This is a genomic window from Paractinoplanes durhamensis (genome assembly GCF_016862175.1).
Lineage (GTDB): Bacteria > Actinomycetota > Actinomycetes > Mycobacteriales > Micromonosporaceae > Actinoplanes > Actinoplanes durhamensis.
Genome location: NZ_BOML01000050.1, coordinates 221174 through 247846 on the forward strand (window position 1 = coordinate 221174; position 26673 = coordinate 247846).

22 protein-coding genes are annotated in these 26673 nt (G+C 69.7%); 7 read left to right on the forward strand and 15 right to left on the reverse strand.

Going from position 1 to position 26673, the window contains the following annotated elements; all coding sequences use genetic code 11:
• Window position 1 precedes the first annotated feature (1 nt).
• From yicI to Adu01nite_RS31160, 7 genes are all read right to left on the reverse strand, one after another.
• Window positions 2-2233 (reverse strand): alpha-xylosidase, encoded by a 2232-nt coding sequence (yicI, locus tag Adu01nite_RS31130; RefSeq protein WP_203732063.1) that lies wholly within the window; start codon window positions 2231-2233, stop codon window positions 2-4.
• A gap of 11 nt (window positions 2234-2244) precedes the next feature.
• Entirely contained in the window at window positions 2245-3129 is an 885-nt protein-coding gene (locus tag Adu01nite_RS31135; RefSeq protein WP_203732065.1) for a carbohydrate ABC transporter permease, read from the reverse strand.
• A gap of 1 nt (window position 3130) precedes the next feature.
• Window positions 3131-4021, reverse strand: a complete 891-nt coding sequence (locus tag Adu01nite_RS31140) for a carbohydrate ABC transporter permease (protein ID WP_203732067.1) — start codon at window positions 4019-4021, stop codon at window positions 3131-3133.
• A 65-nt stretch (window positions 4022-4086) separates the two neighbouring features.
• Window positions 4087-5397, reverse strand: a complete 1311-nt coding sequence (locus Adu01nite_RS31145; RefSeq protein ID WP_203732069.1) for an ABC transporter substrate-binding protein — start codon at window positions 5395-5397, stop codon at window positions 4087-4089.
• Between the two features lie 137 nt (window positions 5398-5534).
• Window positions 5535-6542, reverse strand: a complete 1008-nt coding sequence (locus Adu01nite_RS31150; RefSeq protein WP_203732187.1) for a LacI family DNA-binding transcriptional regulator — start codon at window positions 6540-6542, stop codon at window positions 5535-5537.
• A 71-nt stretch (window positions 6543-6613) separates the two neighbouring features.
• Window positions 6614-9433, reverse strand: a complete 2820-nt coding sequence (locus Adu01nite_RS31155) for a beta-galactosidase (protein ID WP_203732071.1) — start codon at window positions 9431-9433, stop codon at window positions 6614-6616.
• Between the two features lie 65 nt (window positions 9434-9498).
• Entirely contained in the window at window positions 9499-12417 is a 2919-nt protein-coding gene (locus Adu01nite_RS31160) for a glycoside hydrolase family 3 protein (RefSeq protein WP_203732073.1), read from the reverse strand.
• A gap of 241 nt (window positions 12418-12658) precedes the next feature.
• Here Adu01nite_RS31160 and Adu01nite_RS31165 point away from each other — a divergent pair, with 241 nt between their 5' ends.
• Genes Adu01nite_RS31165 through Adu01nite_RS31180 form a run of 4 tightly spaced genes read left to right on the forward strand, consistent with a single transcriptional unit; the run spans window position 12659 to window position 15524 of the window.
• Complete coding sequence (locus tag Adu01nite_RS31165) at window positions 12659-13171, forward strand: hypothetical protein (RefSeq protein ID WP_203732075.1); 513 nt, start codon at window positions 12659-12661, stop codon at window positions 13169-13171.
• A 28-nt stretch (window positions 13172-13199) separates the two neighbouring features.
• Window positions 13200-13934 (forward strand): helix-turn-helix transcriptional regulator, encoded by a 735-nt coding sequence (locus tag Adu01nite_RS31170; RefSeq protein WP_203732077.1) that lies wholly within the window; start codon window positions 13200-13202, stop codon window positions 13932-13934.
• An 11-nt stretch (window positions 13935-13945) separates the two neighbouring features.
• Window positions 13946-14905, forward strand: a complete 960-nt coding sequence (locus Adu01nite_RS31175) for a phosphotransferase family protein (RefSeq protein WP_203732079.1) — start codon at window positions 13946-13948, stop codon at window positions 14903-14905.
• A gap of 25 nt (window positions 14906-14930) precedes the next feature.
• Window positions 14931-15524 (forward strand): GyrI-like domain-containing protein, encoded by a 594-nt coding sequence (locus Adu01nite_RS31180; RefSeq protein WP_203732081.1) that lies wholly within the window; start codon window positions 14931-14933, stop codon window positions 15522-15524.
• 16 nt (window positions 15525-15540) lie between these two features.
• Here the strand turns inward: Adu01nite_RS31180 and Adu01nite_RS31185 are convergent, their stop codons facing one another.
• Both Adu01nite_RS31185 and Adu01nite_RS31190 read right to left on the reverse strand, forming a co-directional pair.
• Window positions 15541-16476, reverse strand: a complete 936-nt coding sequence (locus Adu01nite_RS31185) for an NAD-dependent epimerase/dehydratase family protein (protein WP_203732082.1) — start codon at window positions 16474-16476, stop codon at window positions 15541-15543.
• Window positions 16477-16598: 122 nt separating this feature from the next.
• Window positions 16599-17198, reverse strand: a complete 600-nt coding sequence (locus Adu01nite_RS31190; RefSeq protein WP_203732084.1) for a TetR/AcrR family transcriptional regulator — start codon at window positions 17196-17198, stop codon at window positions 16599-16601.
• 44 nt (window positions 17199-17242) lie between these two features.
• Between Adu01nite_RS31190 and Adu01nite_RS31195 the strand changes: the two genes are divergently transcribed.
• Complete coding sequence (locus Adu01nite_RS31195; RefSeq protein ID WP_239132823.1) at window positions 17243-18151, forward strand: homocysteine S-methyltransferase family protein; 909 nt, start codon at window positions 17243-17245, stop codon at window positions 18149-18151.
• Here the strand turns inward: Adu01nite_RS31195 and Adu01nite_RS31200 are convergent.
• Both Adu01nite_RS31200 and Adu01nite_RS31205 read right to left on the reverse strand, forming a co-directional pair.
• On the reverse strand, window positions 18086-18505 hold the full coding sequence (locus Adu01nite_RS31200; protein WP_203732086.1) for an ankyrin repeat domain-containing protein: 420 nt from the start codon (window positions 18503-18505) through the stop codon (window positions 18086-18088). The genes Adu01nite_RS31195 and Adu01nite_RS31200 overlap by 66 nt on opposite strands.
• Window positions 18502-18888 (reverse strand): tautomerase family protein, encoded by a 387-nt coding sequence (locus tag Adu01nite_RS31205; RefSeq protein WP_203732088.1) that lies wholly within the window; start codon window positions 18886-18888, stop codon window positions 18502-18504. The genes Adu01nite_RS31200 and Adu01nite_RS31205 overlap by 4 nt, the downstream gene beginning before the upstream one ends.
• A 78-nt stretch (window positions 18889-18966) precedes the next feature.
• On the opposite strand from Adu01nite_RS31205, the gene Adu01nite_RS31210 reads away from it, so the two are divergent.
• Window positions 18967-19263, forward strand: a complete 297-nt coding sequence (locus Adu01nite_RS31210) for a protealysin inhibitor emfourin (RefSeq protein ID WP_203732090.1) — start codon at window positions 18967-18969, stop codon at window positions 19261-19263.
• Between the two features lie 157 nt (window positions 19264-19420).
• Window positions 19421-20077, forward strand: a complete 657-nt coding sequence (locus tag Adu01nite_RS31215) for a hypothetical protein (protein WP_203732091.1) — start codon at window positions 19421-19423, stop codon at window positions 20075-20077.
• Window positions 20078-20204: 127 nt separating this feature from the next.
• Here the strand turns inward: Adu01nite_RS31215 and Adu01nite_RS31220 are convergent, their stop codons facing one another.
• From Adu01nite_RS31220 to tnpB, 4 genes are read right to left on the reverse strand one after another with little or no spacing between them, the layout of a single operon-like run.
• Window positions 20205-24242: a CHAT domain-containing protein gene (locus Adu01nite_RS31220; protein WP_203732093.1), complete on the reverse strand. Its 4038-nt coding sequence runs from the start codon at window positions 24240-24242 to the stop codon at window positions 20205-20207.
• Window positions 24243-24255: 13 nt separating this feature from the next.
• Complete coding sequence (locus Adu01nite_RS31225; RefSeq protein WP_203732096.1) at window positions 24256-24921, reverse strand: hypothetical protein; 666 nt, start codon at window positions 24919-24921, stop codon at window positions 24256-24258.
• A complete protein-coding gene (locus Adu01nite_RS31230; RefSeq protein ID WP_203732098.1) occupies window positions 24918-25316 on the reverse strand; it encodes a hypothetical protein in 399 nt (132 codons plus the stop codon). Before Adu01nite_RS31230 ends, Adu01nite_RS31225 begins: the two co-directional genes overlap by 4 nt.
• Complete coding sequence (tnpB, locus tag Adu01nite_RS31235; RefSeq protein WP_379135102.1) at window positions 25313-26668, reverse strand: IS607 family element RNA-guided endonuclease TnpB; 1356 nt, start codon at window positions 26666-26668, stop codon at window positions 25313-25315. Before tnpB ends, Adu01nite_RS31230 begins: the two co-directional genes overlap by 4 nt.
• Window positions 26669-26673: the final 5 nt, after the last annotated feature.

The following is a 26673-nucleotide window of genomic DNA, read 5'->3' on the forward strand; positions in this document are numbered from 1 at the left end:
CTTAGTCGGTCACCCAGACCGCGTCGCCGGCGGCCAGGTCGCCCGACGCCCCGCCGACGACCTCGACCCGCCAGGGCAGCGCCGGCCCGTCCCGCTCGACCCGGATCGCCGTGCCGTCCCGGGTCACGGTGAACGTGCTGGTGCCGACGTACACCGTCGTACTCCCCTCGGCCGGCTCGTAGAGCCGCAGCGTGACCCCGTCGGCGTGGTCGTAGTCCGGGCGGTCGGTGCGGTTGCCGATGGCCAGCACCGCACCCGGCCGGACCAGCAGCGGCGCGCTGTCGAAGCCGTGCGTCTCGGTGACCCAGGCCGGCCCTTCGACGATCTCCTCGTTGGCGAAGCGGGTCCAGCGACCGGCCGGCACGTAGTAGGTGACCTCGCCGGCCTCGGACAGCACCGGCGCGACCAGCAGATCCCCGCCCAGCAGATACTGCCGGTCGAGGTGGGTGACGGCCGGGTCGGCCGGGAACCCGACGATCATCGGCCGCATCACCGGCAGGCCGGTCAGGTGCGCCTCGCGGGCGGCGCCCAAGAGATACGGCATGAGCCGGTACTTGAGGTGGGTGAACTTGCGCAGCACCTCGACCGATTCCTCGTCGAACAGCCACGGCACCCGGTACGAGTGGTTGCCGTGCAGCCGGCTGTGCGAGGAGAGCAGCCCGAACGCGATCCACCGCTTGAACACGGCCGGGTCGGGGCGGCCCTCGAAGCCACCGATGTCGTGGCTCCAGAAGCCGAACCCGGACGACATCAGCGACAGCCCACCGCGCAGCGACTCGGCCATCGACTCGTAGGTCGCCGAGTTGTCGCCGCCCCAGTGCACCGGGAACTGCTGCCCGCCGACGGTGGCCGAGCGCGCGAACAGCACCGCCTCGCCTTCGCCGCGAGCGTCCCGCAGCACGTCGAACACGACCTGGTTGTAGATCTGCGTGTAGTAGTTGTGCATGCGTTCGGGGTCGGAACCGTCGTGCCACACGACGTCGGTCGGGATGCGTTCGCCGAAGTCCGACTTGAAGGCATCGACGCCCATGTCGACCAGGGCCCGCAGTTTCCCGGCGTACCATTCGCGCGCCGCCGGGTTGGTGAAATCGACGAGCGCCATTCCGGCCTGCCAGCGGTCCCACTGCCAGACGTCACCGTTCGCCTTGCGCACGAGATAGTCGTTCGCCAATCCCTCGGCGAACATCGAGGACCGCTGCGCGATGTACGGGTTGATCCAGAGACAGGTGCGCAACCCGCGGTCGGAGAGCCGCTTGAGCATGCCCGGCGGGTCCGGGAAGATCCGCGGGTCCCATTCCAGGTCGCACCAGTGGAACTCGCGCATCCAGAACGTGTCGAAGTGGAACACGCTCAGCGGCAGGTCCCGCTGCGCCATGCCGTCGACGAACTGGTTGACCGTCTCCTCGTCGTAGGGGGTGGTGAACGAGGTGGTCAGCCACAGCCCGAACGACCAGGCCGGCGGCAGCGCCGGACGCCCGGTCAGCGCGGTGTACTTGCGGAGAACATCGGCCGGCGTCGGCCCGTAGATCACCAGATAGGAAAGGGTCTGCCCGGCCACGCTGAACTGGGTGCGCGACACCATTTCGCTGGCGACCTCGAACGACACCTTCCCCGGGTGGTCGACGAGCACGCCGTACCCCTGATTGGTGAAGTAGAACGGCACGTTCTTGTAGGCCTGCTCGCTGCTGGTGCCGCCGTCCTCGTTCCAGATGTCGATGCTCTGGCCGTTCTTGACGAACGGCCCGAACCTCTCCCCCAGCCCATAAACGGCTTCGCCCACCCCAAGATCAAGTTGCTCGTGTACGAACTGAGCACCGTCCTGAGTGTCGACGATGCCCATGCCCTTCCAGCCGCTACCGGTGAGCCGCTTGCCATCCGCGAGGAAATCGAGACCCCATTCCTCACCGCCCCGGAACTGTGCGGTCAGCGCGCCGGAGGTGAGCGCCGAGTCGGACACGCTGACCTCGTGCTCTTCACGGTTTAGCGCGAAATTTGGCCCTTTGGCGACTCCGCCCAGGAAATGGCCGATCGTCACCCGGATGACGTCCGGGGCCGGCGCCTCGCACCTGATCGTGATGATCGGTGCGTCCAGGGTGTCGCTGCGGGTCTGCACCCGCTTCGCGGTCGCGAACGCGGTCAGGGTGTCGCCCTCGATCGAGCTGTCGTGCAGCTGAGCGGGGTGCAGCACGGTCAGCCCGGCGCGCTTGAGCCAGAAGCCGTCGGTGAACTTCATGAAGAGTCCCTTTACTTGATGGCGCCGGCAGTGATGCCGCGGGTGAGCGTGCGCTGGAAGATCACGAAGAACAACATCGCCGGGAGGATGCCGATCAGCGCCGAGGCACTGGTCGTGGTGGCGTCCATCAGGCGGTCGCCCTGCAGGACGCCGAGGGCGACCGGCACGGTCTGGTTGTCGTTGGAGATCAGGAACACCAGCGGCAGGAAGAACTCGTTCCAGGTCCAGATGAAGAAGAAGGTGAACAGCACGCCGAGGGTGGGCCGGCTGACCGGGACCACGACACGCCACAGGGTTCGCCACTTTCCGGCGCCATCGACGGACGCGGCGTCCAGCAACTCGGTCGGGAATTCGGCGTACACGCTGGTCAGCAGGTACGTACCGAAAGCGCTCTGGATGACCGTGAAGATGATGATGATCGACCACAGGCTGTCGTAGAGGCCGACCTGCTTGGACAGGTAGTACAGCGGGTAGACCAGCACCTCCTGCGGCAGCAGGTTGGCGACCAGGAAGAACACCAGGAACCAGATGCGGCCCTTCACCCGGCCGATGCCCAGGGCGTACGCGTTGAGGATGCTCACCACGACGGCCAGGACCGCCACGACCAGGCTGGTGAAGAAGCTGTTCCAGAGCTTCTGGCCGAAGTTGACCCGGTTCCAGAAGTTGACGATGCCGTCCCAGTAGAGGTGCCCGGGCAGCGACAGCGGCCCGTTGCTGGCGTAGTCACTCGGGCTCTTGACCGCGTTGATCGCGACCACCAGCAGCGGCGCGACCACCAGCAGCAGGAGAACGAGCAGGCCGATCAGGACGCCGAAGCGCAGCGGGTTGCGGTGCTTGGCCGCCTTGACCGGCTCTTCCGAGGCCGGCGCCGCATTCTTCACAGCGGTAACGGTCATGTCAGGCTCCGGCCTTCTCGGCCCGGTTCTGCAAGCGCAGGAACACGAACGCCAGCACGATGATGATCACGGTGAGCACGGTCGAGATCGCCGACCCGTACCCGACCTGGGCTTTTTCGAAGAAGTTCTTGTACGCGAAGTACGACGGCACCAGCGTCGCGTTGCTCGGGCCGCCGCCGGTCAGCACGAAGATCTGCCCGAAGATCTTCAGCGCGGCGATCGTGGTGGTCACCAGGACCACGTAGAACTCCGGCCGGATCATGTAGACCGTGATCTTGCGGAAGCGCTGCCACAAGGACGCGCCGTCCAGATCGGCCGCCTCGTAGAGGGAGGGGTCGATGCGCTGCAGGCCGGACATGAACATGACGATCGGGTAGCCCAGCTGGAACCAGATCATGATGGCCATGACGCTGTAGAGCGCGTATTTCGGGTCGCCCAGCCAGTTCCTCGCGAGACCGGACAGGCCGATCGAGTCGAGGATCTTGTTGAGCGCGCCGTAGTCCGGGTGCAGGATCCAGCCCCAGACGATGCCGGTCACCGCGACCGGGATGACCTGCGGCAGGTAGAAGCCGCTGCGGAACAGCGACGCCCACCGGTTGCTGAACTTCTTCGCGACGTAGTCGAACAGCACCGCCGCCAGCACCAGGCCGAGCAGCGTCGGCACCACCGCCATGGCCACGATCAGCAGCAAAATGTGCCCGAACGAGGACCAGAACAGCTCGTCCTCGAAGAGCCGGGTGTAGTTGTCGAAGCCGATCCACTTCTGGTCGCCGACGCCGTTCCACTTCGTGAAGCTGGTGTAGACCGTCATGATCAGCGGCACCACGATGATGGCCACCGACAGGATCACGCCGGGAATCAGGTAGACCGCATAGCCTTTCTTGCCGGCCATGTCACGTCCCTTCGTGCGGGGGGAGATCCGCGGGCGGCGCACCGGGCGCCACCCGCGGAGGGACGTCACTTACCGATGTCGGCGAGGTTCTCGTTGTACGGCTTGGCGATCTCGTCGAGGAACGCGGTGGGGGTCTTCGAGCCGTTGATCAGGCCCTGCACGCCGGAGACCAGGACGTCGTAGTAGCCGGGGGCCGGCCAGTCCGGGTAGAAGGCGAGACCGTCCTCGCTGGAGATCTTGTTGAAGGTCTCGATCAGTTCCTTGTTCTTCGGGTCGGTGATGGCGGCCGGGTCGGCCGCGATCGGGAGACCGCCGCTGTTGCCCAGCAGGTTCTGCACCTCGGGCTGCATGGTGATGTCGATGAAGTCGTACGCCAGGCTCTTGGCCTTGCTCTTCTCCGGGACGACCCAGAGGTTGCCGCTCGAACCCGGGTGCAGCTTGTTGCCGGGGAACAGGAACGTGCCCCACTTGAAGTTCTTCACCTCGGAGGCGAACCGGCCGTACCACCAGCTGCCGGAGATCAGGATCGGGAACTTGGCCTGCTCCCAGGCGACGCCCATGTCCTCGGCCTTGATGCCGGCCGAGTTCTTGGCGATGTAGCCCTTGCTCACCCAGTCGGCGAACGTGGTCGCGCCGTAGGTCAGCTGCTCGTCGTGGAAGTCCACCTTGTTCTTGTAGAGCTGGTAGTCGTCCACCCACGAGCGGTCGGCCTTGGAGAGGGCCAGCTCGTAGAAGATCTGCTGGGCGGGGTATTCCGCACCGCCGACCGAGAGCGGGGTGATGCCCTTGGCCTTGAACGCGTCGAGCACCTTGACGAACTCGTCGAGGGTGGTCGGCACCTGCAGGCCGTACTTGGCGAACATGTCCTGGTTGTAGTAGACCTCGACGAACTCGCCGTAGTTCGGGATGCCGAAGGTCTTGCCCGAGCCCATGATGCCGTCGTCGTCGTACTTGGCGGTGGTGGCCAGGCTGGAGCTCAGCTTCTTGTCCCAGCCCCGCTTCGACGCCTCGTCCGAGAGGTCGGTGAGCAGGCCCTGCTTGGAGAGCAGACCGGCGGTCGCGTTGCCCTTGTTGTATTCGAGAATGTCGGGTGCGCTGTCGGAGTTGAGGATCATCTGAGCGTTCTGCTGGATCTGCTCGAAGGACTTCTCCTCGAACTTCACCTCGACGCCCGGGTGGGACGCCTTGAACAGCTCGATCGCCTTGTTCCAGGCGACGCCCATGGCGCTGGTCGGGCCCTCGTAGTGCCACAGGGTGAGCGTCTTGGCGTCGCTCCCCTTATCGCTGTCTGAGCCGGAACCGCTGCATGCGGCCAAAGCCAGCGACGTGGCCAGCAACATCGCACCGGCAGCGACGCCGGCTCGTGATTTGAACATGCCGTCCTCCGGATGGGGGTCGTCGAAGCGCTTCGACGAACGATTGTCGAAGCGCTTCGACGCGGGACTTTCCGGTGACGTTAGGGGTGGCCACGCTCACGTGTCAACGGTGTGACGAAGAGATTTCACAACGGCGGTCAGGAAGCGGGCGACGCGCAGCTCTCCCGCTCGACCAGAGTCGGCGGCAGCAGCCGGACCGACTCGGTGTGCCGCCCATCGAGCAGCTTCATCACGGTCTCCACGGCCAGCCCGCCGACGTCGTGCGACGGGATGTCGACCGAGGTCAGCGGGATCGGCATGCCGAGCGCGACGTCGCGCGGGCAGACCGCCACCACCGAGATGTCCTCCGGGATCCGGCGCCCGGCCGACCGCAGCTGGTCGAGCAAGGGCCGGAGGGCCTCCTCGTTGTGCACCACCAGGGCGGTGACACCGGGCAACTCGGCGTCGATGTCGGCCAGGCACTCGCGCACCCCGGCCTGCCCCGGCTCGCACGGGTGGGTCATCGTCTCCAGGCCGAGCTCGGCCGATGCCTCGGTGAAGCCGGCCAGGAACCGCTCGGCGTAGCTGGTGCCGCGGCGGTAGACCGACGGCGACGGCCCGACCAGGGCGATCTTGCGATGCCCGTGCCAGGCCAGATGCCGCAGGGTCTCGGCCGCCGCGGCCGCGAAGTCGAGGTCGACGCAGACGATGCCGGCCGGGTCGCCGGGCAGCCCGATCAGCACCGTCGGCTGTTTGAGCCGGCGCAGCGCCGGGATCCGGACGTCGTCCTTCTCCACGTCCATCACGATCAGCGCATCGACCATCGTGCTGTGCGCGACCCGCTCCAGTCCGCTGGTGCCCTCGTCCTTGGTCAGCAGCAGCACGTCGTGGTTGTGGGTGCGGGCCGCGGTGACCACCGCCGTCGCGAACTGCATGATGACCGGCACGTTGACGTCCACCCGCAGCGGCACCACCAGCGCCAGCACGTTGGTCTTGCTGCTGGCCAGGGCCCGGGCGCCGGCGTGCGGGTGGAACCCGAGCTCGGCGATGGCGGCCTGGACCCGGGCCCGGGTCTGCGCCGAGATCGGACGACGGCCGCTCAGCACGTACGACACCGTGCTCGGCGACACCCCGGCGGCCCGGGCGACGTCGTTGATCGTCGGCACTGATCCTCCCCAGGTGTCCCGTTCGCGTTCCATGATGCGTCCTTGTTCGCCGATCCTAACGACCGGCAAGATCAGGGCCGATCCGATGCCGGAACGTCCCGCACCGGCACCCCGCCCCGCTGGCTCCCCTTGACCACGAGGTGCGGGGTCGCGACGGTCGACGGCTGCTCGGCGATCACCGCCACGGCCAGGGTGTTCGTGCCGTTGGCGTGCAGCACGCCGGTCGGCAGGACGAAGTCGGTCTGCGGCCCGATCGCGGTGCCGTATTGACCCACGTTCCACCCGTTCAGGTAGAGAATCGCCCGGTAACCGGCCGGTGTCGCTCCGTCGAAGCGCAGGGCCAGGGAGGTGTCCTGCCCGGCCGGGAGGTCGAGCCGGAAGTTGTCGCGCAGCCAGGTGACTCCGGCGGGCACGGTCTTCGATGCCTTCGGCCAGATGCGGTCGGCGTAGCCCGGCAGCGACCAGCCGGTCCGCTCGCCGTAGAGGCCACCGTTGTTGAGGCCGCCGCGGGCCGGGTCGATCTTCGCGGTGCCCTGGATCCGCCAGTCGATCGCGGCCGTGCCGATCCGGGCGCCGACCAGACCGCGCGGCTGGCGGAAGCGGTTGTCGTCGGCGGTCCAGTCGTCGTTGTGGCCCATGTTCTGGACGAGAACGGACAGCACGGCCCGCTCGCCGGCCCTGAGCAACCCGGCCGGGACGGTGAATTCACCATGGCCCGGCGACGGGTTGACCGGTGCCTCGGTGTCGAGCTCGACACCACCGGCGGCGGCCCCCAGGTAGCGGCCGTTCAGCCACACCAGGTAATCACCGCGCTTGCCGGTGATCGCGTTGAGGTCCACGGTCGCCTCACCCCCGGTAGCGGTGAAGTGCCCGCGGTACCAGACGCTCCCGGTGTGGAAGCCGTACTCGTCGCTGAACAGCACCGGCTGCGACATCGGCACGAACGGGCTGAGGCTGGTGCTCTTGTCGGCGACCGTCCACCGCGAGTCGTCGAAGGCCGGCTTCGCCTCGGGCGCCTCGCCCTGCTGCCGCCAGCCGTCGAGCGACGGCAGCGAAACCCCGCGGGGGCCGGGCAGCCTGCCTTCGAGAGTGCCGCTTGATGTCGTACGGGTCGGCACGCGCACGCCGTTGACCAGGACATCCTTGGCTGCGGCGAGGACCTCGAAGCCGCCCGCGGCCGCGGTGTCGGCCCGCAGCGCGACGGTCCCGTGCGCGACGGTCGCCGACCGCAGCAGGTCGGTGCCGCGCACCAGAATCGGCCCGGCCGGAGTGTCGTAACGCCAGAAAGAAGCGGCGGTGTCGTCGGTGCCGAGCAGGAGCAGCAGCGGCCGGTGTCCCCCGCCGCTGATCAGCACCCGGGCGAGGCCGCGGTGCGTGTAGTCGAGCCGCAGCTTCCCACCGTCGTAACTCGACGTGACCTGCCCGTCGAGGACCCGCACGCTCGGCTTCCTCGCGTAGCTCAACACGGTGCTACCGGCGGTGCCGTCGGTCCCGTAGAGGATCCCGACGTCGCGGCCGCCGACGGTCGCCTGGGTGAGCAGCTCCGAGGTGGACGCCACGAGGTGCTGCGCACCGAAGTCGAAACCGGTCAGCAGGATCTTGGCGCCGTGCCCTTCCAGCCCCACCGGCAGCGCCAGCCCGGCCAGGTCGACGGTGGCCGAGACCGGCGTGGTCCCGGCGTTGCGGACCAGTACGAACTGCGTCCCGGTGTCCGGGTTGGTGCGAGCCGCGGTCTCCAGCCCGGCGACCGCGGGCGCGGCCGACACGTCGGTCTTGGTGAGCTGCGGGACCGCCTGCAGGAAGTAGCCCTGCCGCTTGTACTCGAAGTACTTGTCGGTGAGCTGCCGCGACTCGTCGATCGCCGCGCCGTAGTCGTAGGAGGTGTAGACGTCGTTGGGTTGCGCGAGCCAGCCCCAGTTGGTGCCGCCGAAGCCCATGTAGTAGTTGAACGCGGTCGCCCCGGAGAGGATCACGTTCCCCTTCTGGAAGTACTTCGTGTACTGCACCCCGGTCAGGTCCCGGCAAGCGTCGTAACCGGCGTTGTTCAGGTCGATCGCGCCCGCCTGGTATTCGGCCGCGAAGACCGGCGCGTCATCACGCACCTTCTCGGTCACCCCGGCGCCCCACGGCCCCCACACCGTCGCCGCGTTGCCGCAGTCGAAGGATTGCGGGTAGTCGTCGACGCCCGGGATCTGCACCGCCCCGGGCCCACTCCCCCAGGTCGACGACCAGGAGCCGGCGTCGCAGCAGTTGTTGGTGGTGATCGGCACGTCGATGCCGGCCGCCCGCGCGGTGTCCTGCAGATCCTGCATGTAGACGGCGTCGGTGTTCACCGCGTACTCGTTCTCGACGTTGTAGAGCAGCACCGACCCGCCCCGGGTGACCTGGTGCCGGGCCAGGATCGGATTGAGGTGCGCGAGCCAGTCGTGGTACGCGGCGGTGTAGCCGGGCGCGCTGCTCCGCGCGCGGCCGGGCACGGTCTTGAGCCAGGCGGGGAAGCCACCGCCGGTGGTCTCGGCATTGATGTACGGGCCGGGCCGCGCGATCACGTAGAGGCCGGTCTCCTCGGCGATCCGCAGCAGCCGGTCGACGTCACGGACGCCGGTGAAGTCGTACTTCCCGGGGGCCGGTGAGTGGAACGCCCAGGAGAAGTAGACGCTGACCGCGTTGAAGCCGGCCGCCTTCTCCTTCTCCAGGATGTCGCGCCACAGATCCGGGCTCGGTAGCCGGAAGTAGTGGAACTCGGCCGCTTGGAGTAACACCCGCTCGCCGTCGACCATCAGCGAGTACCTGTCGTAGGTGACCGTGTGTTTCGGGGCGGCGGGTGCGGCCGGTGCCGGGACGACGAGCCCGGCGATCACCAGGGCAAGGACGAGCAGGATCTTCTTCATGCGGGCTCCTCTGGGCCGGTGCGACCCGCCCGCCGGCTGACCAGGCCGGCGGGCGGGTTCCCCTCTCACCGAATGGAGAATGTGGACAGGCGCAGCGCGTCGCCGAACACCAGGTAGACGTCCTGGTGCCCGCTCGCCTTGGCGAGCTGGGTGCGGACCGTGGCGTACCGGTAGACGTCACCCGTCGCGGTCACCGGGGCGGTGCCGAGCAGCTTGCCGGTGGGCGACCCGAGGCGTACCTCAATCGTGGTGTTGGTCAAGGCGGCGACCTGTGCGGTGAAGGTGCCGGGATTACCCAGGGCGACATCCTTGAACGCGATCCAGTCACCGGCCGCGGCCGGGCCGACGCTGGTCCCGGACGCTTTGCTCTCGTCGAGCAGCCGCACCGCCGGGGCGTACCCGTCAAAGGTTTCCGCTCTTGTGCTCTTCGACAGGTCCCGGGCCGGGATGGTCTCGCCGGTGACCTTCAGCGTGGTGCGCTGCCGGATGTCGCTCGACGACGCCCCGATCAGGAGGTCGTAGACCGACGATTCGACCACCCATCTGCTGCGGGTCTGATCCCAGCGTTCGAGGTCGGCCGGGCTGAGCGGGAGGGTCACGGTTTTCGTCTGGCCGGCTTTGAGGTGTACGCGCTGGAAGGCGCGCAACTGCTTGACGGCGGTCTTGTCGCGCGAGGTCCGCTGGTGCGTGTAGAGCTGCACGACCTCGTCGCCGTCACGCTTGCCGGTGTTGGTGACCGGGACCGTGACCTTGCCGTGCCCGACGCTGGGCTTGCCGTACCTGAAGGACGTGTACGACAGGCCGTACCCGAACTCGTAGAGCGGCTTCTGCCGGCTGTAGAGGTAGGTCTGGTCGGACGAGATGATGTCGTAGTTGAGCAGATCGGCCGGCAGCTGGTCGTCGGACCGGTACCAGGTCTGGGTGAGCCGGCCGGCCGGGTTGTAGGCGCCGTAGAGGACGTCGGCGATCGCGTGCCCGGTCTCGGCGCCCGCGTGCGTGGTCCAGACGATCCCGGGCACGTGCTGCTGTTCCCAGCCGATGGTGTCCGGGTAGCTGGTCTGCAACACCACGATGGTGTGCGGGTTGGCCGCGCGCACCGCCTTGACCAGGGCTTCCTGCCCGGCGCCGAGCGCGGTCGTGGTGCGGTCGTGCGCCTCCCGGCCGTTGATGAACGGCTGGCTGCCCACCACCAGCACGGCGGTGTCGGCCGCCTTGGCCGCGGCGACCGCCTCGTCGATGCCGCTGCGCAGCACCTCTTTGCTGAACTTCGCGGCACCCGCCACGTCCGGCGAACCGAGCCCGACCGTGCCGTCGGCGCCGATCGTCAGGTAGCGGTTCGGGCCGAACCAGCCCTCCTGGGTCTCGTAGCCGGCGTAGCGGATCGCGACCGTGCCGTCGGCCTGCGGCTCCAGCTTGAACTGTTGCTGCACGAACCAGCCGTTGGGCTGGTCGTCCCGGGTGACGAACGGCCCCCAGTTGTAGCCGAGGTACTTGCCGTTCGCGACGTTCTTGAGCGTGAGCACGCCCTGACCCCAGTCGTCCGCGTCGAACTGCGCATTCACACCGACGCTGTCGGCGGTCACCGTCACGGGGTTCGCATCGTCGGCGGCCAGATACTTGCCGGTTTTGGTGTCCCGCAGCGCAATGCGGTCAGAACCGGTGCTCGCCGTGACCGAACCGGCCTTCTCCCTGATCCCGTCGACGGCCGTCACCTGGTACGGCAGCTTCCCGCCGTACCAATCGGTGTAAAGGGTGTCGGCGAGAGGGCCGACCACCGCGACCTTCCCGCCCGGCTTGAGCGGCAGCGCGTTGTTGTCGTTCTTCAGCAGCACCATGGCCTTGTCGGCGGTCTCCCGCGCGAGCTGCTTGTTGGCGGCGCTGTTGATGACCTCCGGGCCGATCTTCGCGTACGGCCCGCCGTCCGGATCGAATTCGCCCAGGCGGAAGCGGATGCTCAGGGCCTGACCGGCCGCCACGTCGATGTCGTGGACGGTGAGCAGGCCCTGGTCGAGGGCGGCCTTGATCGCGGTGACCGTGGGTGCGCCATTGGCATCGTCCACCGTGAAACTGTTCAGGCCGGCCTTGATGACGGCGGCATTCGCTTCCGCCTGGGTGGCGTAGTACCTCTGCGAACCGGTCAGGTTGGTCGGGGCCAACGCGTCCGAGACGTTGAAGAGGGGGTAGTCCGACCAGCTCCGCTCGAGCGTGGCCAGGTCCGGGTCGACGGTCGCCGGGCGGCCGTTGACCAGGTTGTAGGAGGCCATCACGCCGGTCGCGGCGTTGGCTTCGAGGGCGGGCTTGAAGGCGGCACGGTCGTACTCGTTGAGCACCCGCGGCGGCACGTTCGACGAGGTGACGTCGCGGCCGGCCTCGTTGTTGTAGGCCAGGTAGTGCTTCAGCGTCGGCGCCGACTTGAGGTGGTCGGGTTCGCCGCCCTGCAGGCCCTCGCCGTACGCCGTGGAGATCGCCCCGGTGAGCAGCGGGTCCTCCGAGTAGCCCTCCTCGTTGCGCCCCCAGCGGGGATCGCGCAGCAGGTTGACCACCGGCGCCCACAGGTTGAGGCCGAAGACCCGCGGGTTCTGGGCGTGGAAGCCGCGGGCCTCGTCGCCGACCGCCGAGCCGACCCGCTCGATCAGCGCGGTGTCCCAGGTGCTGGCCAGCCCGACCGGCTGGGCGAAGGAGGTGCCGTCGGCCTGGACGACCGCGCCGCCGTTGTCCAGATCGTTCGACCAGGCGACGCCGTGCAGGGCCTCGGTGCCGGCCTTGAAAAGGTTGATGCCCAGGCGCGGGATGGCCGGCTGGTATTGATGCAGCAGGGAGATCTTCTCGTCCAGGGTGAGCCGCCCGACAAGATCGTCGACACGCGCCTGAAGCGTCAGATGTGGATCACGGAACGGATAGGACGGGTCCGCATGGGCGGCGCCGGGAATGGTCGGTACGACCAGTAATGCGGCGGCCAGCAGCGGCAGGAAACGCCGTCGCATGGGTGATTCTCCTCGTTCGGGGGAACAGCGAATCACCTGCTCAGCGTAGGTCGCGCGACCGAGCAGGCCGGTATTCGAAGTATTCGTCGAAGCGCTTCGATAATCGGTGGTATCGCTCACGATAGATGTCCGGCAATCGGCTGTCCACAGTCTCCCGGAAATCGGCCGGTAACATCGATTACGATCTTCTTCCGACCCTGGTGGGAACGGGTCCGGGCGCCGCCGCACTAAGATCCACGGGATGCAGCCCTCCGCCCCGCCCAGCCGCCGCACCGTCGTCGTCGTGATGGCGATCGTCGGCACATTCGTGCTGCTGGCCGCGGCCGGGGCGATCGCCTGGTTCGCGGGCGCCTTCGACGAGAAGTCGACATTCGACGCCGCCCCGGCCGCCTGCGCCCCGGTCGAGCCCGGGCTCGGTCAGCTCGGCACCGGCTTCACCACCACGACCGACGCCACCACCTGCGTGGTGATGCACGGCGAGCGCACGGTGCTGCGGATCAGCTTCAAGCTGGCGCCCACCCCGGCCGACGCCTCCAGCGCGCTGCGCAAGACCACCGAGGGCCAGGCGACCGAGGTGGCCGGCCTCGGCGACCTGGCCTTCCGGCAGGGACCGCTGACCGTCTTCCGGATCAGCAACCTGATGGTCCTCTGCGTCGTCATGTCCACCGACGCCGAACTCAAGGACGCCGGCACCACCAACGCTCAGATCCGCGTCTTCGAGGCCGGCCTCGCCGAACGCCTGGCCGGTTCCTGACCGCCCGTCGTGTTGTTAGCGTCGGAGCGTGGCCGAGAGCGAACTCGGATTGTTCCTCCGCAGTCGACGCGAAACGATTGCCGCTCACCGCAACACTCCCGGGTTGAGCCGGTCCGAGGTGGCGGCCCGCGCCGGGGTGACCGCGTCCCGGCTGGCCGGTATCGAGGACGGCGACGAGCCGGACCCGCCGGCACCGGTCCTCGGCGCCCTGGCCGCGGTGCTGGGGTTGAGCGCGAGCGAGCGCCTCCACCTGTACAGGCTGACCAGGCGGAACGACTCCGCGCCTCCACTCGAGATACGCCCGACCGTGCGGGAGGTGTTGTCCCGCCTCGAACCGGCCGCGGCGGTGCTGATCTCCCGTCCAGGCGACCTGCTCGCCTGGACGAGCGGCTTCCAGCGGCTGGCCGGAGCCACCGGGCTGCTCGACGGTGCCCCGCCCAACCTGAATCGCTACATCTTCACCGACCGCCGGGCCCGCATGACGTTCCCCGATTGGGATGTCGTGGCCGACCTCACCGCCGGGTCGGCCGCTCCGGAGATCGCCGAGGAGTTGATCGTCACCGCGGGCCCGGTTTTCGCCGGCCGCTCGCCGACCGGCCCGCCGGCCGCCAGCGGCGTGCTGCGCTGGCGGCATCCGGCGGCGGGTGAGTTGCAGATCGCGTACGAGACCCTCGTGCTCCCCGGCGACGACGGCCTGCATCTGGTGGTCGTCCTTGTGGTAGGTGGTGAAAATTCGGAGGAAGAAGTCCGCTTTGAAGCCTAAAGTGGCGATCGATGAAGGCCAACGACTGGCATGACCCGAATTGGGTGGCGACCGCCCACGACTGGATCGAGGCCCACCTCGACGCCCGGCCCACCGGCTGGATCGAGGAGGTCCGGGTCCGTCCGTGGTCGGTGACCCATCGCGTGCCCACCGAGTCCGGCGACCGCTGGTTCAAGGCCAACACGCCGGCCTGCGCCTACGAGGCTCCGCTGGCCGAGGCCCTGTCCCACTGGCAGCCGGACGCCGTCCTGCACCCGATCGCCGTCGACCAGCGCGGCTGGCTGCTGACCGCCGACGCCGGCCAGACCCTCCGCGAGAAGATCGGTGCCGACCCCGGCGGCTGGCCCCTGCTCCCGACGTGGTCCCGCATGCTCCAGGCGTACGCGTCGCTGCAGCGCGCCACCGTCCCGCACGCCGACGAGATGGTGGCCTTGGGCGTCCCCGACGTCCGCCCGTCGCAGCTGCCCCACCACCTGAAGTCGCTGCTGGACGACATCACGCTGACGGCCGGGCAGTCGGCCGCCGTCGAGGCCGTCCCCTTCGCCGACTGGTGCGCCGAGCTGGCCGCCGACGGCATCCCGGCCACCCTGCAGCACGACGACCTGACCGACGCCAACGTTTTCCCGACCGCCGGTTCCGGCTTCCGCTTCTTCGACTGGGGCGACGCCGGCGTGGCCCACCCGTTCGCGTCGCTGCTGGTGGCCCTGGGTTTCGCCGGCCACGTCCTCGACCTGAAGCCCGGCGCCCCCGAGCTGACCCGCCTGCGCGACGCATACCTGGAGCCCTGGACCGACCTGGCCCCCGCCGCCACCCTGCGCCGCTCGGTGACCCTGGCGTGCCGGGTGAGCCGGGTGGCCCGAGCCCTGGCCTGGCAGCGCGCGGTCCGCGACGCATCCCTCCCGGTCGAGGAGGACTTCCGCACCGCCGCGTCGTACTGGCTGGCCGAGCTCCCGGAACCACCGGTCATCTGACCATGCACCGATAGAGTGCTGGCCCATGACGTCAGCGTCGGCCAAGGTCGACTTCAAGCGGGAGATCGGCGCCTACCGCGCGCGGCCGGGCCGGTTCGAGATCGTCGACGTGCCCGACATGCAGTACCTGATGATCGACGGGCACGGCGATCCCAACACCGGCGGCGCCTTCGCCGAGGCGACCGCGGCGCTCTACCCCCTGGCCTACAAGCTGAAGTTCGCCAGCAAGCGGACCTTGGGACGCGATTACGTGGTCATGCCCCTGGAAGGCCTGTGGTGGGCCGACGACATGGACACCTTTACCGCGGCCCGCGACAAGTCGCGCTGGGACTGGACTCTCATGATCATGGTGCCGGACTGGATCGACCAGCAGATGGTCGAAGGATCCGGGGTGCGGCTCGCCACCCTCTCCGAAGGGCGGTGTGTGCAGACGCTGCACGTCGGGTCCTACGACGACGAGGCCGAGGTCCTGGCCCGGATGCACGACGGCTTCATCCCCGACAACGGGCTCCGGATGACCGGCAAGCACCACGAGATCTACCTGAGCGACGCCCGGAAGGTCGCACCGGAGAAGCTCCGGACGATCCTCCGGCAGCCGGTGGCCGCCGCTTCTGAATGAGCGGCGGCCACCGGGGTCAGCTCAGCTCAGCGAGCAGTCGCTGCTCCTCCTCGGGCGAGAGAGGTTCGCAGACCTCGCTGCGACCGGCGTCCCACTCGGCGACATCGGCGACCGTGTCGGCGACCGGGCGGGTGGTCAGGCCGGCCGCGTGGGCGCGGCGGCTGTCGACCAGATTGGCGGCGGTCCACTCGGGATCGCCGATCCACATCGGGACGCCCATCCACGGGTCGACCCCGGCCGCCAGCAGCTCGGCCGTCGAGACCCAGACCGTCTCCTGGCCGGAAGCGCCGGAGCCGGTCGCCGCCTGGCACGCGGACACGAACGCGGCCATGGTCAGCGGCGGGCAGACCACGTTGAACACGCCCGAGGCCGTCGCGCCGACCAGAAAGCCGGCCAGATCCCGTACATCGATGAACTGCACCGGATCACCCGGGTCACCGGGCACCAGGATCGGACCGGCCCGCCGGAAACGCCGCGGCCAGTACGAGAACCGCTCGGTCTGATCGTGCGGCCCGACGATCAGCCCGGGCCGCCCGACGAGGGCCCGGTCGCCGTACCGATCAAGAACGACCTGCTCGCAGACCGCTTTCCGGCCGCCGTAGGAGTTGTCATCCAGCACCGCGGCCCCCTCGACGGGCGCAACGGTCTGGTCGGCATAGACCGAGACGGACGACACGAAGACATACCGGTCGACGGTGTCGCGCAGCGCGTCGGCCGACAACCCGACCACGGCCGGGTCGTAGCCGGCGCAGTCGACGACCATGTCGAAATGCCGCCCGGCCAGGGCCGACAGGTCGGCGGTCCGGTCGCCGTGCACGGTTTCCAGCTGCGGATAGAGCCCGGGAGCGGTCTGCCCCCGGTTGAAGAGAGTTACCTCGGCGCCGATGGCCAGCGCCTGGTCCACGACGGCACGCCCGACGAAACGGGTGCCGCCCAGCACGAGCAGATGCATCTTTGGGAGAGTCCTTAAAGGCAGTGAGTCGAAGTCAGATCAGGGCATGCGAAAGGAGGCTCTGCGAACGCATGGCCTCACCCCGGTGACTCACTGCGCGCCCACAGCGGGCGCGGAACTGGTCAAGATCCTAACAACGCCTCGACGAGCTGTCGATGGATCCGGAGCTGGGCGCGCATCGCCGACGGGTCGGCGTAGGTGCGGCACAGGATGAAGCCGCCCTCGAACGTGGTGTAGAGGTGGTCGGCCAGGGCCTCGACGTCGATGTCGCGGCGGCCGCCGAGGGCCGGCCGCAGCAGGCCGGCGACCGCGTCCCGCCAGGTCCGGGCGGTCCTGGCGATCTCGTCGTTCATCTCGCTGCCGGTGAACTCGCGCTCGGCGAGCACGGTGGCGTAGAGGCAGCCGGACTGCTCGGTCATGAGGTGGTCGGCGCCGTCCTCGTAGTAGCGCAGGAACGCCACGACCCGGGCGGCCGGGTCGGTGAGGTGCGCGGTCGCGGTCAGGCCCGCGTCGAGCTGGGCTAGGTCGCCCGCCACGTACCGCCGCATCAAGTGGACCGCCAGGTCCGTCTTGGAACTGAAGTGGTGGAAGAAAGCGCCCTTGGAGCTGGCGGCCGCGGCGATCACCTGGTCGACCGAGGTGGCGCTGTAACCCTGATCGGTCATCAGGCGCTCGGCGGCGCGCAGGATCCGTTCGCGTGTCGGGTTGCCGTCTCGGGGCATGAAGCGGTTGTACCAGACTAATCGGTCTGTTACAAACTGACGGTATGACCACACCACTACCGCAGATGCACGGTCGCCCGGTCGTCACCGACGGCGGCCTGGAGACCGACCTCATCTATCACCACGGCGTCGACCTGCCGGATTTCGCCGCGTTCCCGCTGGTCGACGACGACCGCGGCCGAGAACTGCTGCTGCGCTACTACGGCGACTACGTCGACATCGCCCGGCGGGCCGGCGCCGCCCTGCAGTTGGAGACGCCGACCTGGCGGGCGAGCGCCGACTGGGGTGACAGGCTGGGCTGGTCGGCCGCCGACCTCCGCCGGGTGAACCGCGACAGCGTGACCCTGCTGCAGCGCCTGCGCGACCGCGCCGCCCTGGAAACGCTGCTGGTCAGCGGTTGCATCGGCCCACGCGGCGACGGTTACGTCGCAGGCGAGGAAACAGACCCGGACGAGGCCGCCGCTTACCACGCGCCGCAGATCACCGCGTTCGCCGAGGCCGGTGCCGACCTGGTCACCGCGCTCACCCTGACCGGCGCGGCCGAGGCGGCCGGCATCGTCCGCGCGGCAAGAGCGGCCGGCCTGCCGGTGGCCGTGTCGTTCACGGTGGAGACCGACGGCCGCCTCCCGGACGGCACGCCGCTGCACGAGGCCGTGACCACGGTGGACGCCGAGGGCCCGGACTATTTCATGGTCAACTGCGCCCATCCGACCCACATCGCCCCCGGGGTGACCGAAGGCGACTGGGTGGCCCGGATAGTGGGCCTCCGCGCGAACGCCTCGGCCCGCAGCCACGCGGAGCTGGACGCCGCCACGGAGTTGGACGAAGGCGACCCGGCCGGCCTCGCGCAGGTTCAGGAAACGCTGCGCGAAAGCCTGCCCGCCCTGTCACTGATCGGCGGTTGCTGCGGCACCGACGCCCGCCACGTCGCCGCCATGTGGGGCGTGCGCTGACCATTCGTGCGCATTACGCCCGCGGCCGTCATCCTCCCGGCGTTCCGGGTCCGCCCCGGCCGCCAGCAGCTCACGCACCGTGTCGGCATGCCCCCAGCAGGCGGCCGCGCACAGCGGCAGCCCTTCCTCGCCGGTGCCGCTCTCCAGGTTCGGATCCGCCCCCGCCGCGAGCAGCACCCGCACGTTGTCCGCCCGGTTCTGCACACTGGCCCGATAGAGCGGCGTGGTGCCGTCCCGGTTGGCCAGGTTCGGATCGGCGCCGGCCCGCAACAGGGCGGCCACCCACGAGGCGGACTCCCCGCTCGCGGCCTCCACCAGCAGTTGCTGCAACTTCTTGCGCCGGCGCCGCTTCATGGCGTGACGACGACTCCGCCGATGCCGGTGCGCCCGGCCACCGTGGCCACGAGCTCGACCGAGACTCCGGCGCGAACGCGTTCCCCGAAGACGTCGACGATCGCATCGGTGACCCCGGCGACAAGGCGGGCCACCACCTCGGAGGCATCGGGCCGCCGGAACGCACCCTCCTTGATGCCGAACGTCACGCTCGGTGACGGCGCCGACGCCGGCACACCACCGATCCCCCACCGCTGCGGCGGCAGACCGATCAGATGCACCACCACAAGACCACGGGCCCATTCGCCATAGACGGCGACAACCGCGTCGGTCAGCGTCTGCATCAGCGCGGTCTCACGCCCGGCCAGGTCGCTCTCCAGCACGTGAACGCTGAGATGGGGCATACCATCCTCCGAAAAAGGTGTGCCCCCAAGCTATCGCCACCGGCAACCGCATTTTCCGACCCCGAGAGGCAGTCCCTCATGACCGAACACATCCGGGTCGAACTGCTCAGATCCGGCGGCTTCATCGGCCGATCCGTCCACGTAACGCTCGATTCCACCCAACTGCCACCACCGGAGGCAGCCGAGCTGACCCGCCTGGTAACCGCGATCGACCCACACACCCTGCGCTCCACCGGCCCGACACACGGCGCCGACCTGATGCACTACAACCTGACCATCCACCGCGGCACCCAACAATGGCAGGTCAAGGTCTCCGACCCCGCGATCCCCGCCGACCTGAGCCCCCTGCTGCAATTCCTGAACAACTACTCATAAACCCAATACGAGTACGCCGTGCCCAGCCCACAACCGCACCAGCGCGAACCCGCCTACCAGCGCGAGCAGGGACGGCCACCCGGCCGTAACGCGCCTCTCGCGCGAGGCGGTCGGTCCGGGTCAAAACCACCCCGGGTTCGTCAGCGATGATGGCGCCATGATCAACAGCAGGCCTGCCCGAGTGGCCGCCATCGTCCTGGCCACCACGGCAACCACCGCCTGCGCCAACCCAGCCACCCCCGCGCAACAGCCGCCATCCGCCCCCGCAACCGTGCCGGCCGGCTGTTCCCCCACCGACGCCAACGTGCAGTGGTCGAAGCCCACCACCGAGTCGCGGCTGACCGCGGTGTCGTTGTTCCGGACAAAAGACGACTTCGGCAGCGGCGAGGAGGTCCTCCACGAGCCGTTCACGCCCGCCGTAACCCAGCTGGCCGCACCGCCGGAGTGGATCCCGCAGCTGGCCAAGTCCCTGAGCGCCAAGACCGGCAAAAAGGTCCAGGACAGCCCGGCCCGGGCGGCCGACGGCGGTTACTCTCTGATATCCGGCAGCCAGGACGACCCCAGCATCACCGAATCGCTGTTCTATACCGGCGCCGAGCTCATCTCGGCCACCTTCACGATCGCCTGCACCCCCGCGGTCACCGGCACCTTCACGTCCTGGACGTCGGCCGGCGTCGGCGGCGTGACCTGCGCCCAGTTCGAGCCCCCCGCCGAGCCCTTGGGCCGCCTGGCCCGCCGCTTCTGCCCCCGGACCCCGACCGCCGCACCCCCGTCGGAGGACGCCATCCCGTTCGTCCCGGACCCGACCGGCTGACCATACTTCTCCGCCATGGAACCTCGACCTGCCCCTGGACGACATCGCGACCGGCAACCTCGCCAAGCTGGCCGCCCGGCAGAGCCGCGGCGTCCTGGGCGGCAGCGGCGACAACCGCTGACCGCGGTCAGGGACCCGAATGGGTGTACGGGGCCCACACCAGCGGCCGGTCCGGATATTTCGAGCGCAGCTGAGCCACGGCCTCGTGCAGGGCGAGAGCCGCCGGACCGGCATCGGCGGCGCCGGTGACGGTCAGTCTCGAGTACACCGCGTCGGCGATCTCCGGCGCGGGCGCGTCACGGATGTGCCACAGGCCGGCGATCACGTGCCGGAAGCCGAGCAGCCGGAACGCCGCGGCGAGGTGCACCGCCTCGTCCAGCACCCGGATGTCGCCGGTGGCGGTCTGGCACGCCGACAGAAAGGCGAACTCGGCCCGGTCGTGCCGCAGCCGAACCAGGTCGTCGACGGTGAGCGGACCGTCCGCGAGCCAGAGCGCGCTCCGCGACGGATCGGCCGGGTCCTGGTGACCGTGGCAGGCGAAATGCACCCATCGGGAGTCCGGCAGGAGTTGCTTGACGGCGGCGCCGGTCGCGGCGTCCCCACGGAGCTCCCGGCCATGCTCGGGCTCCGCGAAGTAGCGCCGCACCGCCGCCAGTTCCTGATCGACCGCGGGCAGGTCCGGCATGCCGGGCGCCGCCGCCACCCCGACCGCCAGCATCCGGGCCATGGCATCCGGGACGGCCTCGGCCCGAGCGCGAACGAGGGCGGCCAGCGTCGGGGTGTAGGAGGAGATCGCCCGCCCGGCGACGGTGCGCACCGGGTCCGGATCGCTGTTCCGGTTCCGCGGATGCCGTCCGGCGGCGTGGATCGGGAAGACCGTCCACAGCCCGGTCGGGCACCACCACAGACGCTTCACCGGACCGCCGGTCCAGCCGAGCGCACCGAAAACCGGCTCGGCGACCGCCGTCCAGAGCCAGTCGAGCAGATCGAAGACGGCATGCCGGTCGCGCTCCCGTGCCAGGAATCCGCGCTGCCGCTCGCCGTCGCGCCCGATCACGGTCAGGAACGCGTCGATCCGGGCCAGCGCCTCGGCCGGGGCCGCATCGGGCAGCGGCACCACCTCGACCGTCTCCCGCCCGACGATGAGAGCATGCGAGCCGAGCTCGCTGGTGTTGAGCAGAACCACCGGCCCCTCGGCCGCGGCCACCCGCAGCTGGTCGAGCGGGGTGGTCCGGAAGAAGTGTTCGAAGCCGTCGAGCCGCCGGATGTCCCCCAGCAGATCGTCGAGCTCACGGGCCGCGCGGCGGCGGCGATCGGCGAAGGCACCGGCCGGCTCCAGGTCGTCCAGGGGCGCCGCACCGAGTTCGTGGCGGAGACGCCGGAGGCGCTCGGCAAGCTCAGGAGCCCGATCGGCGAGCAGGGCGGGCTCGCTGCGCAGGTGCAACGCGTGCGACCAGATGATCGAACGGCCCTGCTCCAGCAGTTCCACCGCCCGGTCCGGCCGCCCCGCGGCGATCGCGCAGGACGCGGCGATGGCGGCGAGACCTTGCAGTTCCGCGAGTTGCTCCCGCCGGGTCACCTCGTCGAGCCCGTGCCAGGCCGCCTGCGGCAGGAGATCGACCGCAAGCGCGAACCCGTCGAGCGCCGACTCCTGCTCGCCCGCCTCGAAGGCCATCCGCCCCCAGGCCAGGGCCGCGATGATCCGGTGCTGGACGGGGCTCGTCACGATGCCGGCCGCGCTCCGCTGGCATTCGACGGCCGTGCGCAGGTCGTCGGCCTGCCCGGTCTTCCGATGTCGGGACTGCAACGCTCGCCCGAGGTGGCTCAGCACCCGGGCGCGGGCGGCGCCGTCCGCCGACATCGGGACGGCCTGCTCGGTGACCTCGATCGCCGCGTCGATGTCACCGAGGTCGCCGAAGGCCTCGTACCGGGCCCGAAGGGCGGAGCCGAGGTTCGTCAGGCTGCGGGCCCGGTCCCAGGTCGCGTCGGGTGCGGCGGCGTCGGCGGCCCGCGAGAACTCGACCGCCTCGTCGATGTCGGCCCGTTCCCCGGTGACCGCGAAGCGCAGCCGGAGCATCACCCCGAGGCTGCCCGCGCGACCGGCCCACGCCGAGTGGCCGGGCGGAGTCGCGGTGAAGCTCTCCCGGCTGTCGGCCACCGCCTGGTCGAGGTCCGACCGGTTCCCGGAAAGCTCGAACCGGTCGCCGTGCAACGTGGACCGGATCGACCGGAGAACGGCGCGCTCGGGATGGCCGGACGGCGACTCCTCGATGGCCTTTCCCAGCGATGCGATCGCGGCGTCGAGGTCGGCGCGTTGTCCCGTCCACACATACCGCCGGCGCAACACGGTCGCGTAGTTGGCGCGCGCGCCGAGGGCGTCGGTGATCCCCGGCTCGACGGTGTCGACCGCCGTCCGCGCCATCTCGATGCTCGCATCGAAATCACCGCCGTCACCGGTCAACTCGGCCCGGCGGGCGAGCGCGAGGCTGAACATCGACAGGCGGAGGCTCCGCGCGACATGGCCCGGCGGCGTCCGGTCCACCGACTCCTGATGGTTGCGCACGCCACGCGCAAGGTCGGCCGGGTCGGCGGTCAGGTCGAAGCGTTCGATGTAGAGGGACCCAAGATTGGTCCGGTGCAGGGCGGATTCGGGGGCCGCGAGCGGCATTCCCTCGACCGCCTGTTCGGTCGCGGCGATCGCCGCGTCGAGATCGGAGCGGTCACCGAACTGCTGGAACCGCCGCATGAGCACGATGCCGAGACTCGCGAGCCGGCCGCGGCGGTCCGCCGCCTCGCCGCTGGTCACCTCGACCGACTGCTGGGCGGCGGCGACGGCCGCATCGAGATCACGCCCGTCGCCGGTCCATCGGTGGCGCTCCTGCAACACTCCGGCCAGGTTCGACAGGTATCTGGCCCGGGTCCGATCGTCGGCGGCTTCGTCAACTGCCTCCCGGTTCAGCCGGACCGACTCGTCCAGGTCGGCACGATCCTGGCCGGCCACGAATCGGGACATCAGCATGCTCGCGAGGGATCCCATGATTCCCGGTCGCTGCGGATGGTCGGCCGAGATCATGTCGACCGCGCGGCGCGCCCGGCGGATCGCCTGGTCCAGGATCGGCCCCTGCTCGCCGAACTTCGATGCGGCATGCAGGCAGACGGCCAGGTTCGCCAGGCGCATCGGAAGGTACGGATCCTCGGCGCCGAGGAGGCCGACCGCCTGCTCGGCGGCGTCGATCGCCGCCGTCAGGTCCCGCCGGTCACCGGTCGTCTCGAAGCGTGCGTGCAGGGCGACGCCCAGGTTGGCCAGCGCCGGGGAGCGGTGGGAATCGTTCGGCGGGCACCGCTCGACGGCCAGCTCCGCGATCTGGACCGCGTCGTTCAGGTCGTCGAGCCGGCCGGTTCGCCGGAACCGGTCCAGGAGGGCCAGGCCGAGGTTGGTGGCGAACAGCGAAACATCGGCGGAGTCCGCGGCGGAGGCGGCGAGCGCATCCCGGAGCAGCTGGATCGCCTCGTCGAGATCCGCGATGTCGCCGGTCAGGTCGTATCGGATGTTGAGCGCGGTGGCCAGCTGCGACAGCGCCAGCGCGGGTTCGGCGGGGGCGTCGGCCTGGGCGTCCACGGCGCGGCGGGCGAACGCGATCGCGTCCCGGAGGTCGTCCGCCCGGCGGGTCCGCTCGTATCGCAGGCGCAGTGCGTACCCGAGGTTCAGCAGCACCAGGGTCTGCGGCGGCTCCCCGGTGGCGAGCCCGGAGAGGACATCCACGGCCTCGTTCAGCAGGCCCAGTCGCCCGGTGCGTTCGTAGGCCTCGACCAGATCGGCTGCCCGGTCGCTCGGCCGTTGCGCCGCCTCGAGCTGCGACCTCACCTCGTCGGGCACGGCGTCCGGCACGACCGGCCACAGCGCGGCGAACAGCGCGAAGGCTTGATCGAAGTCGTCCGCGCCCTGCTCCCCGGCCGCCAGCGAGCGGTGCCAGTGCAGCCAGGCCAGCACATAGACCGGCTCGATCGCGACCACGCCGGACTCCGCCTGCTGCGCGCCGATGAGCTCCAGCGACCGTTGCGCGAGCGCGAGCGTGTCACCGCTCAGCAGCACGTCCGGATCGCCGGAGCGGACGAACTCCGCGGCGATCTCGGCGAGCGCCTCGGTCAGGTCGTCCAGCTCCACGTCGCGGCCCCGCTCAATCGGGCGGGCAGGCCGCGACGACGGTCAGGTTGGCCACCGCGGCGAGCGGGATCACGACCTGGTCGTGCCGGCCGGCGACGGCGACGCGCACGACCCCGCCGTCGGCCGATCGGAGCGTGCCGCACGTCGTCTCCGAGCCGTGCTCCACCCGCACGTAGCCGGGCGGCTTGGCCGGGGCGGCCGGGGCCCACCAGGTCACCACGACGCCGGCCAGCAGCAGGGCGAGCGCGGCCGCGACCCATCGCCGGGCCAGCCGGAGCCGGCGGGCGTCGCGCACCGCGGTGGCGATCTCCAGCGCCTGCAGGGAGCCGAACCGGCGCCGGACCTCGGGCAGCGCGATCGCGACCGGAATGCCGGCCTGCACGGTGAGTGCCTGCCACAGCCCGGCCACGGCGGCGGTGAGGCCGGCCGCGACGAGCAGGGTGGCGGCCACTCGCCACCCGACGGCCAGGGTGGCGACCGAGTTACGGCCCTGGAGGACCACGCCGGTCGTGACCAGGGTGATGAAGGCGGCCAGGCCGTTGCGCCACGCCTCCGCGCTGGTCCGCACGGCCCGGGCCGATTCGCGGGCCAGCTCCGTGAATCTGTCCCGCTCGGCGAGGTCCGACGCGGCCGGCGCCCGGGCGGGCAGCACCGGCCGAAAGCGGCGGGGACCCGTCACGAGTCCTCGAGCGCAATACGAAAGCTGACGCCACAGCCGGCGACGTTCTCCGGGGCATGGTCGTGCGGCACTCCGCACCGGCAGGTCACATCGACCTCCAGCACGTCACCGGGATCACCGCCGTCGGCCGGCCCGCGCTTGACGTCGACGCCGGTGATCACGGTATCGACGAAGCGCTCGACCGTCTCATGAGAACACCGTGGGCAGCTCCCCGAGATGACGATCGAGATGATGCCGTCCACGAAGTGCGGTGTGATCACGATAGCGTTCCGCTCCAGCAGTGCGAATGCCCGCTCGGTCCACTCGAAGTCGGCGGTCTCGAGGTACTCCACCGCCGGCGCCGGTGCGTCCACCACTCGATCTCCCGTTTCCGTTGAATGCTCTTTAGCGCTCATGCGGCTGCCCGACCTTGCGGTTGGGCGGTCCCGGTCTGACTCGCCGAGGCGACGCCGGGTTGACGCTTCACAGCCTCCCGCCCTGCAAGCAGGGTCTTCTGGATGGCTCCACGTCCTGCCACCGGGCCACTCCCGGCGGTAGAAACCTCGGCCGCGAGGGCGGCGAGGTTGCGCGCGGCGTTCAAGTCTCGATCCAGGCTGAGGCCGCATTCGGTGCAGTCGTACGTGCGCTCGCGCAGGGCGAGTTTGGTTTTCACCGCACCACAGCCCGAGCAGGTCTTGCTGGACGGATACCAGCGGTCAGCCACGATGAGCCGGCCGCCGTTCCATTCGGTTTTGTACGCCAACTGCCGGCGGATCTCCCCGAACCCGGCGTCCGCGATCCGGCGCGCGAGCCGCCGGTTGCGGAACATGCCGGCGACGTTCAGGTCTTCGACCACGACCGTCGCGTGCTCGACGGCGAGGCGGGTGGTGAGTTTGTGCAGGCCATCCCGGCGCAGGTTCGCCACCCGGGCGTGTGCCCGGCCGAGCCTCGCGGACGCACACTTCCACCGGTTCGACGGCTTCCGGCCAACGCGCCGGTCGGGGCCTTGCTTACGCGACAACGCGCGGCCGAGAGCCCAGAGGCGCTGCTGGGCGGCGTCGAGGTGCTTCGGGTTCGGGACGAGTTCACCGGTGGACAGCACGGCCAGGTGCTTGATCCCGACGTCGACGCCAACCACCGACTCGGGCCGGGCTGCGGGAGTCGCGCGTTCGATTTCGACGGTGAAGGAGACGTGCCACCGGCCGCCGTCACGCCGGACGGTCGCCGACATGATCCGTGCCGTGCCGGCTTCCAACCGGCGGGCCAACTTCCGCGCCGACTCATGCAACTTCAACCGGCCCAAACGCGGCAAGGTCACGTGCATACGATCCGGCTCGACCCTGATCGTGCCGGTCGTGAACCGGATCGAGGGCGTGGTGCGGTGCCGGGATTTGAACCTTGGGAACCCGACCTTCCGACCCTTGCGCTTCCCTGAGTGGGACTCCGACCAGTTCTTCAACCCACGGGCCAGCGCGTCGAGGCCGGTGTTGAACGCCTCCTTCGACACCTCCGCCCACCACGGCGCAATCATGGTCTTCTCGACGTTCCACGCCTTACGCAGCGCTGGCAACGACCAGCCCAGTGCGGGCGTCAGCACGTCGCCAGCCAGGCCGTACGAACGTTCCGCGGCTCGCTGATCCATCACGGCTTTCACCCGGGCGAGAGCCCAGTTATGCGCCTTGCGGGCTGCACCCGCGTGCGCCAGCATCTGCCGCTGCTGGGCGGGGGTGAGGTCGAGCGCGAACCGATACGCCTGCACCGTCTTCACGCCCA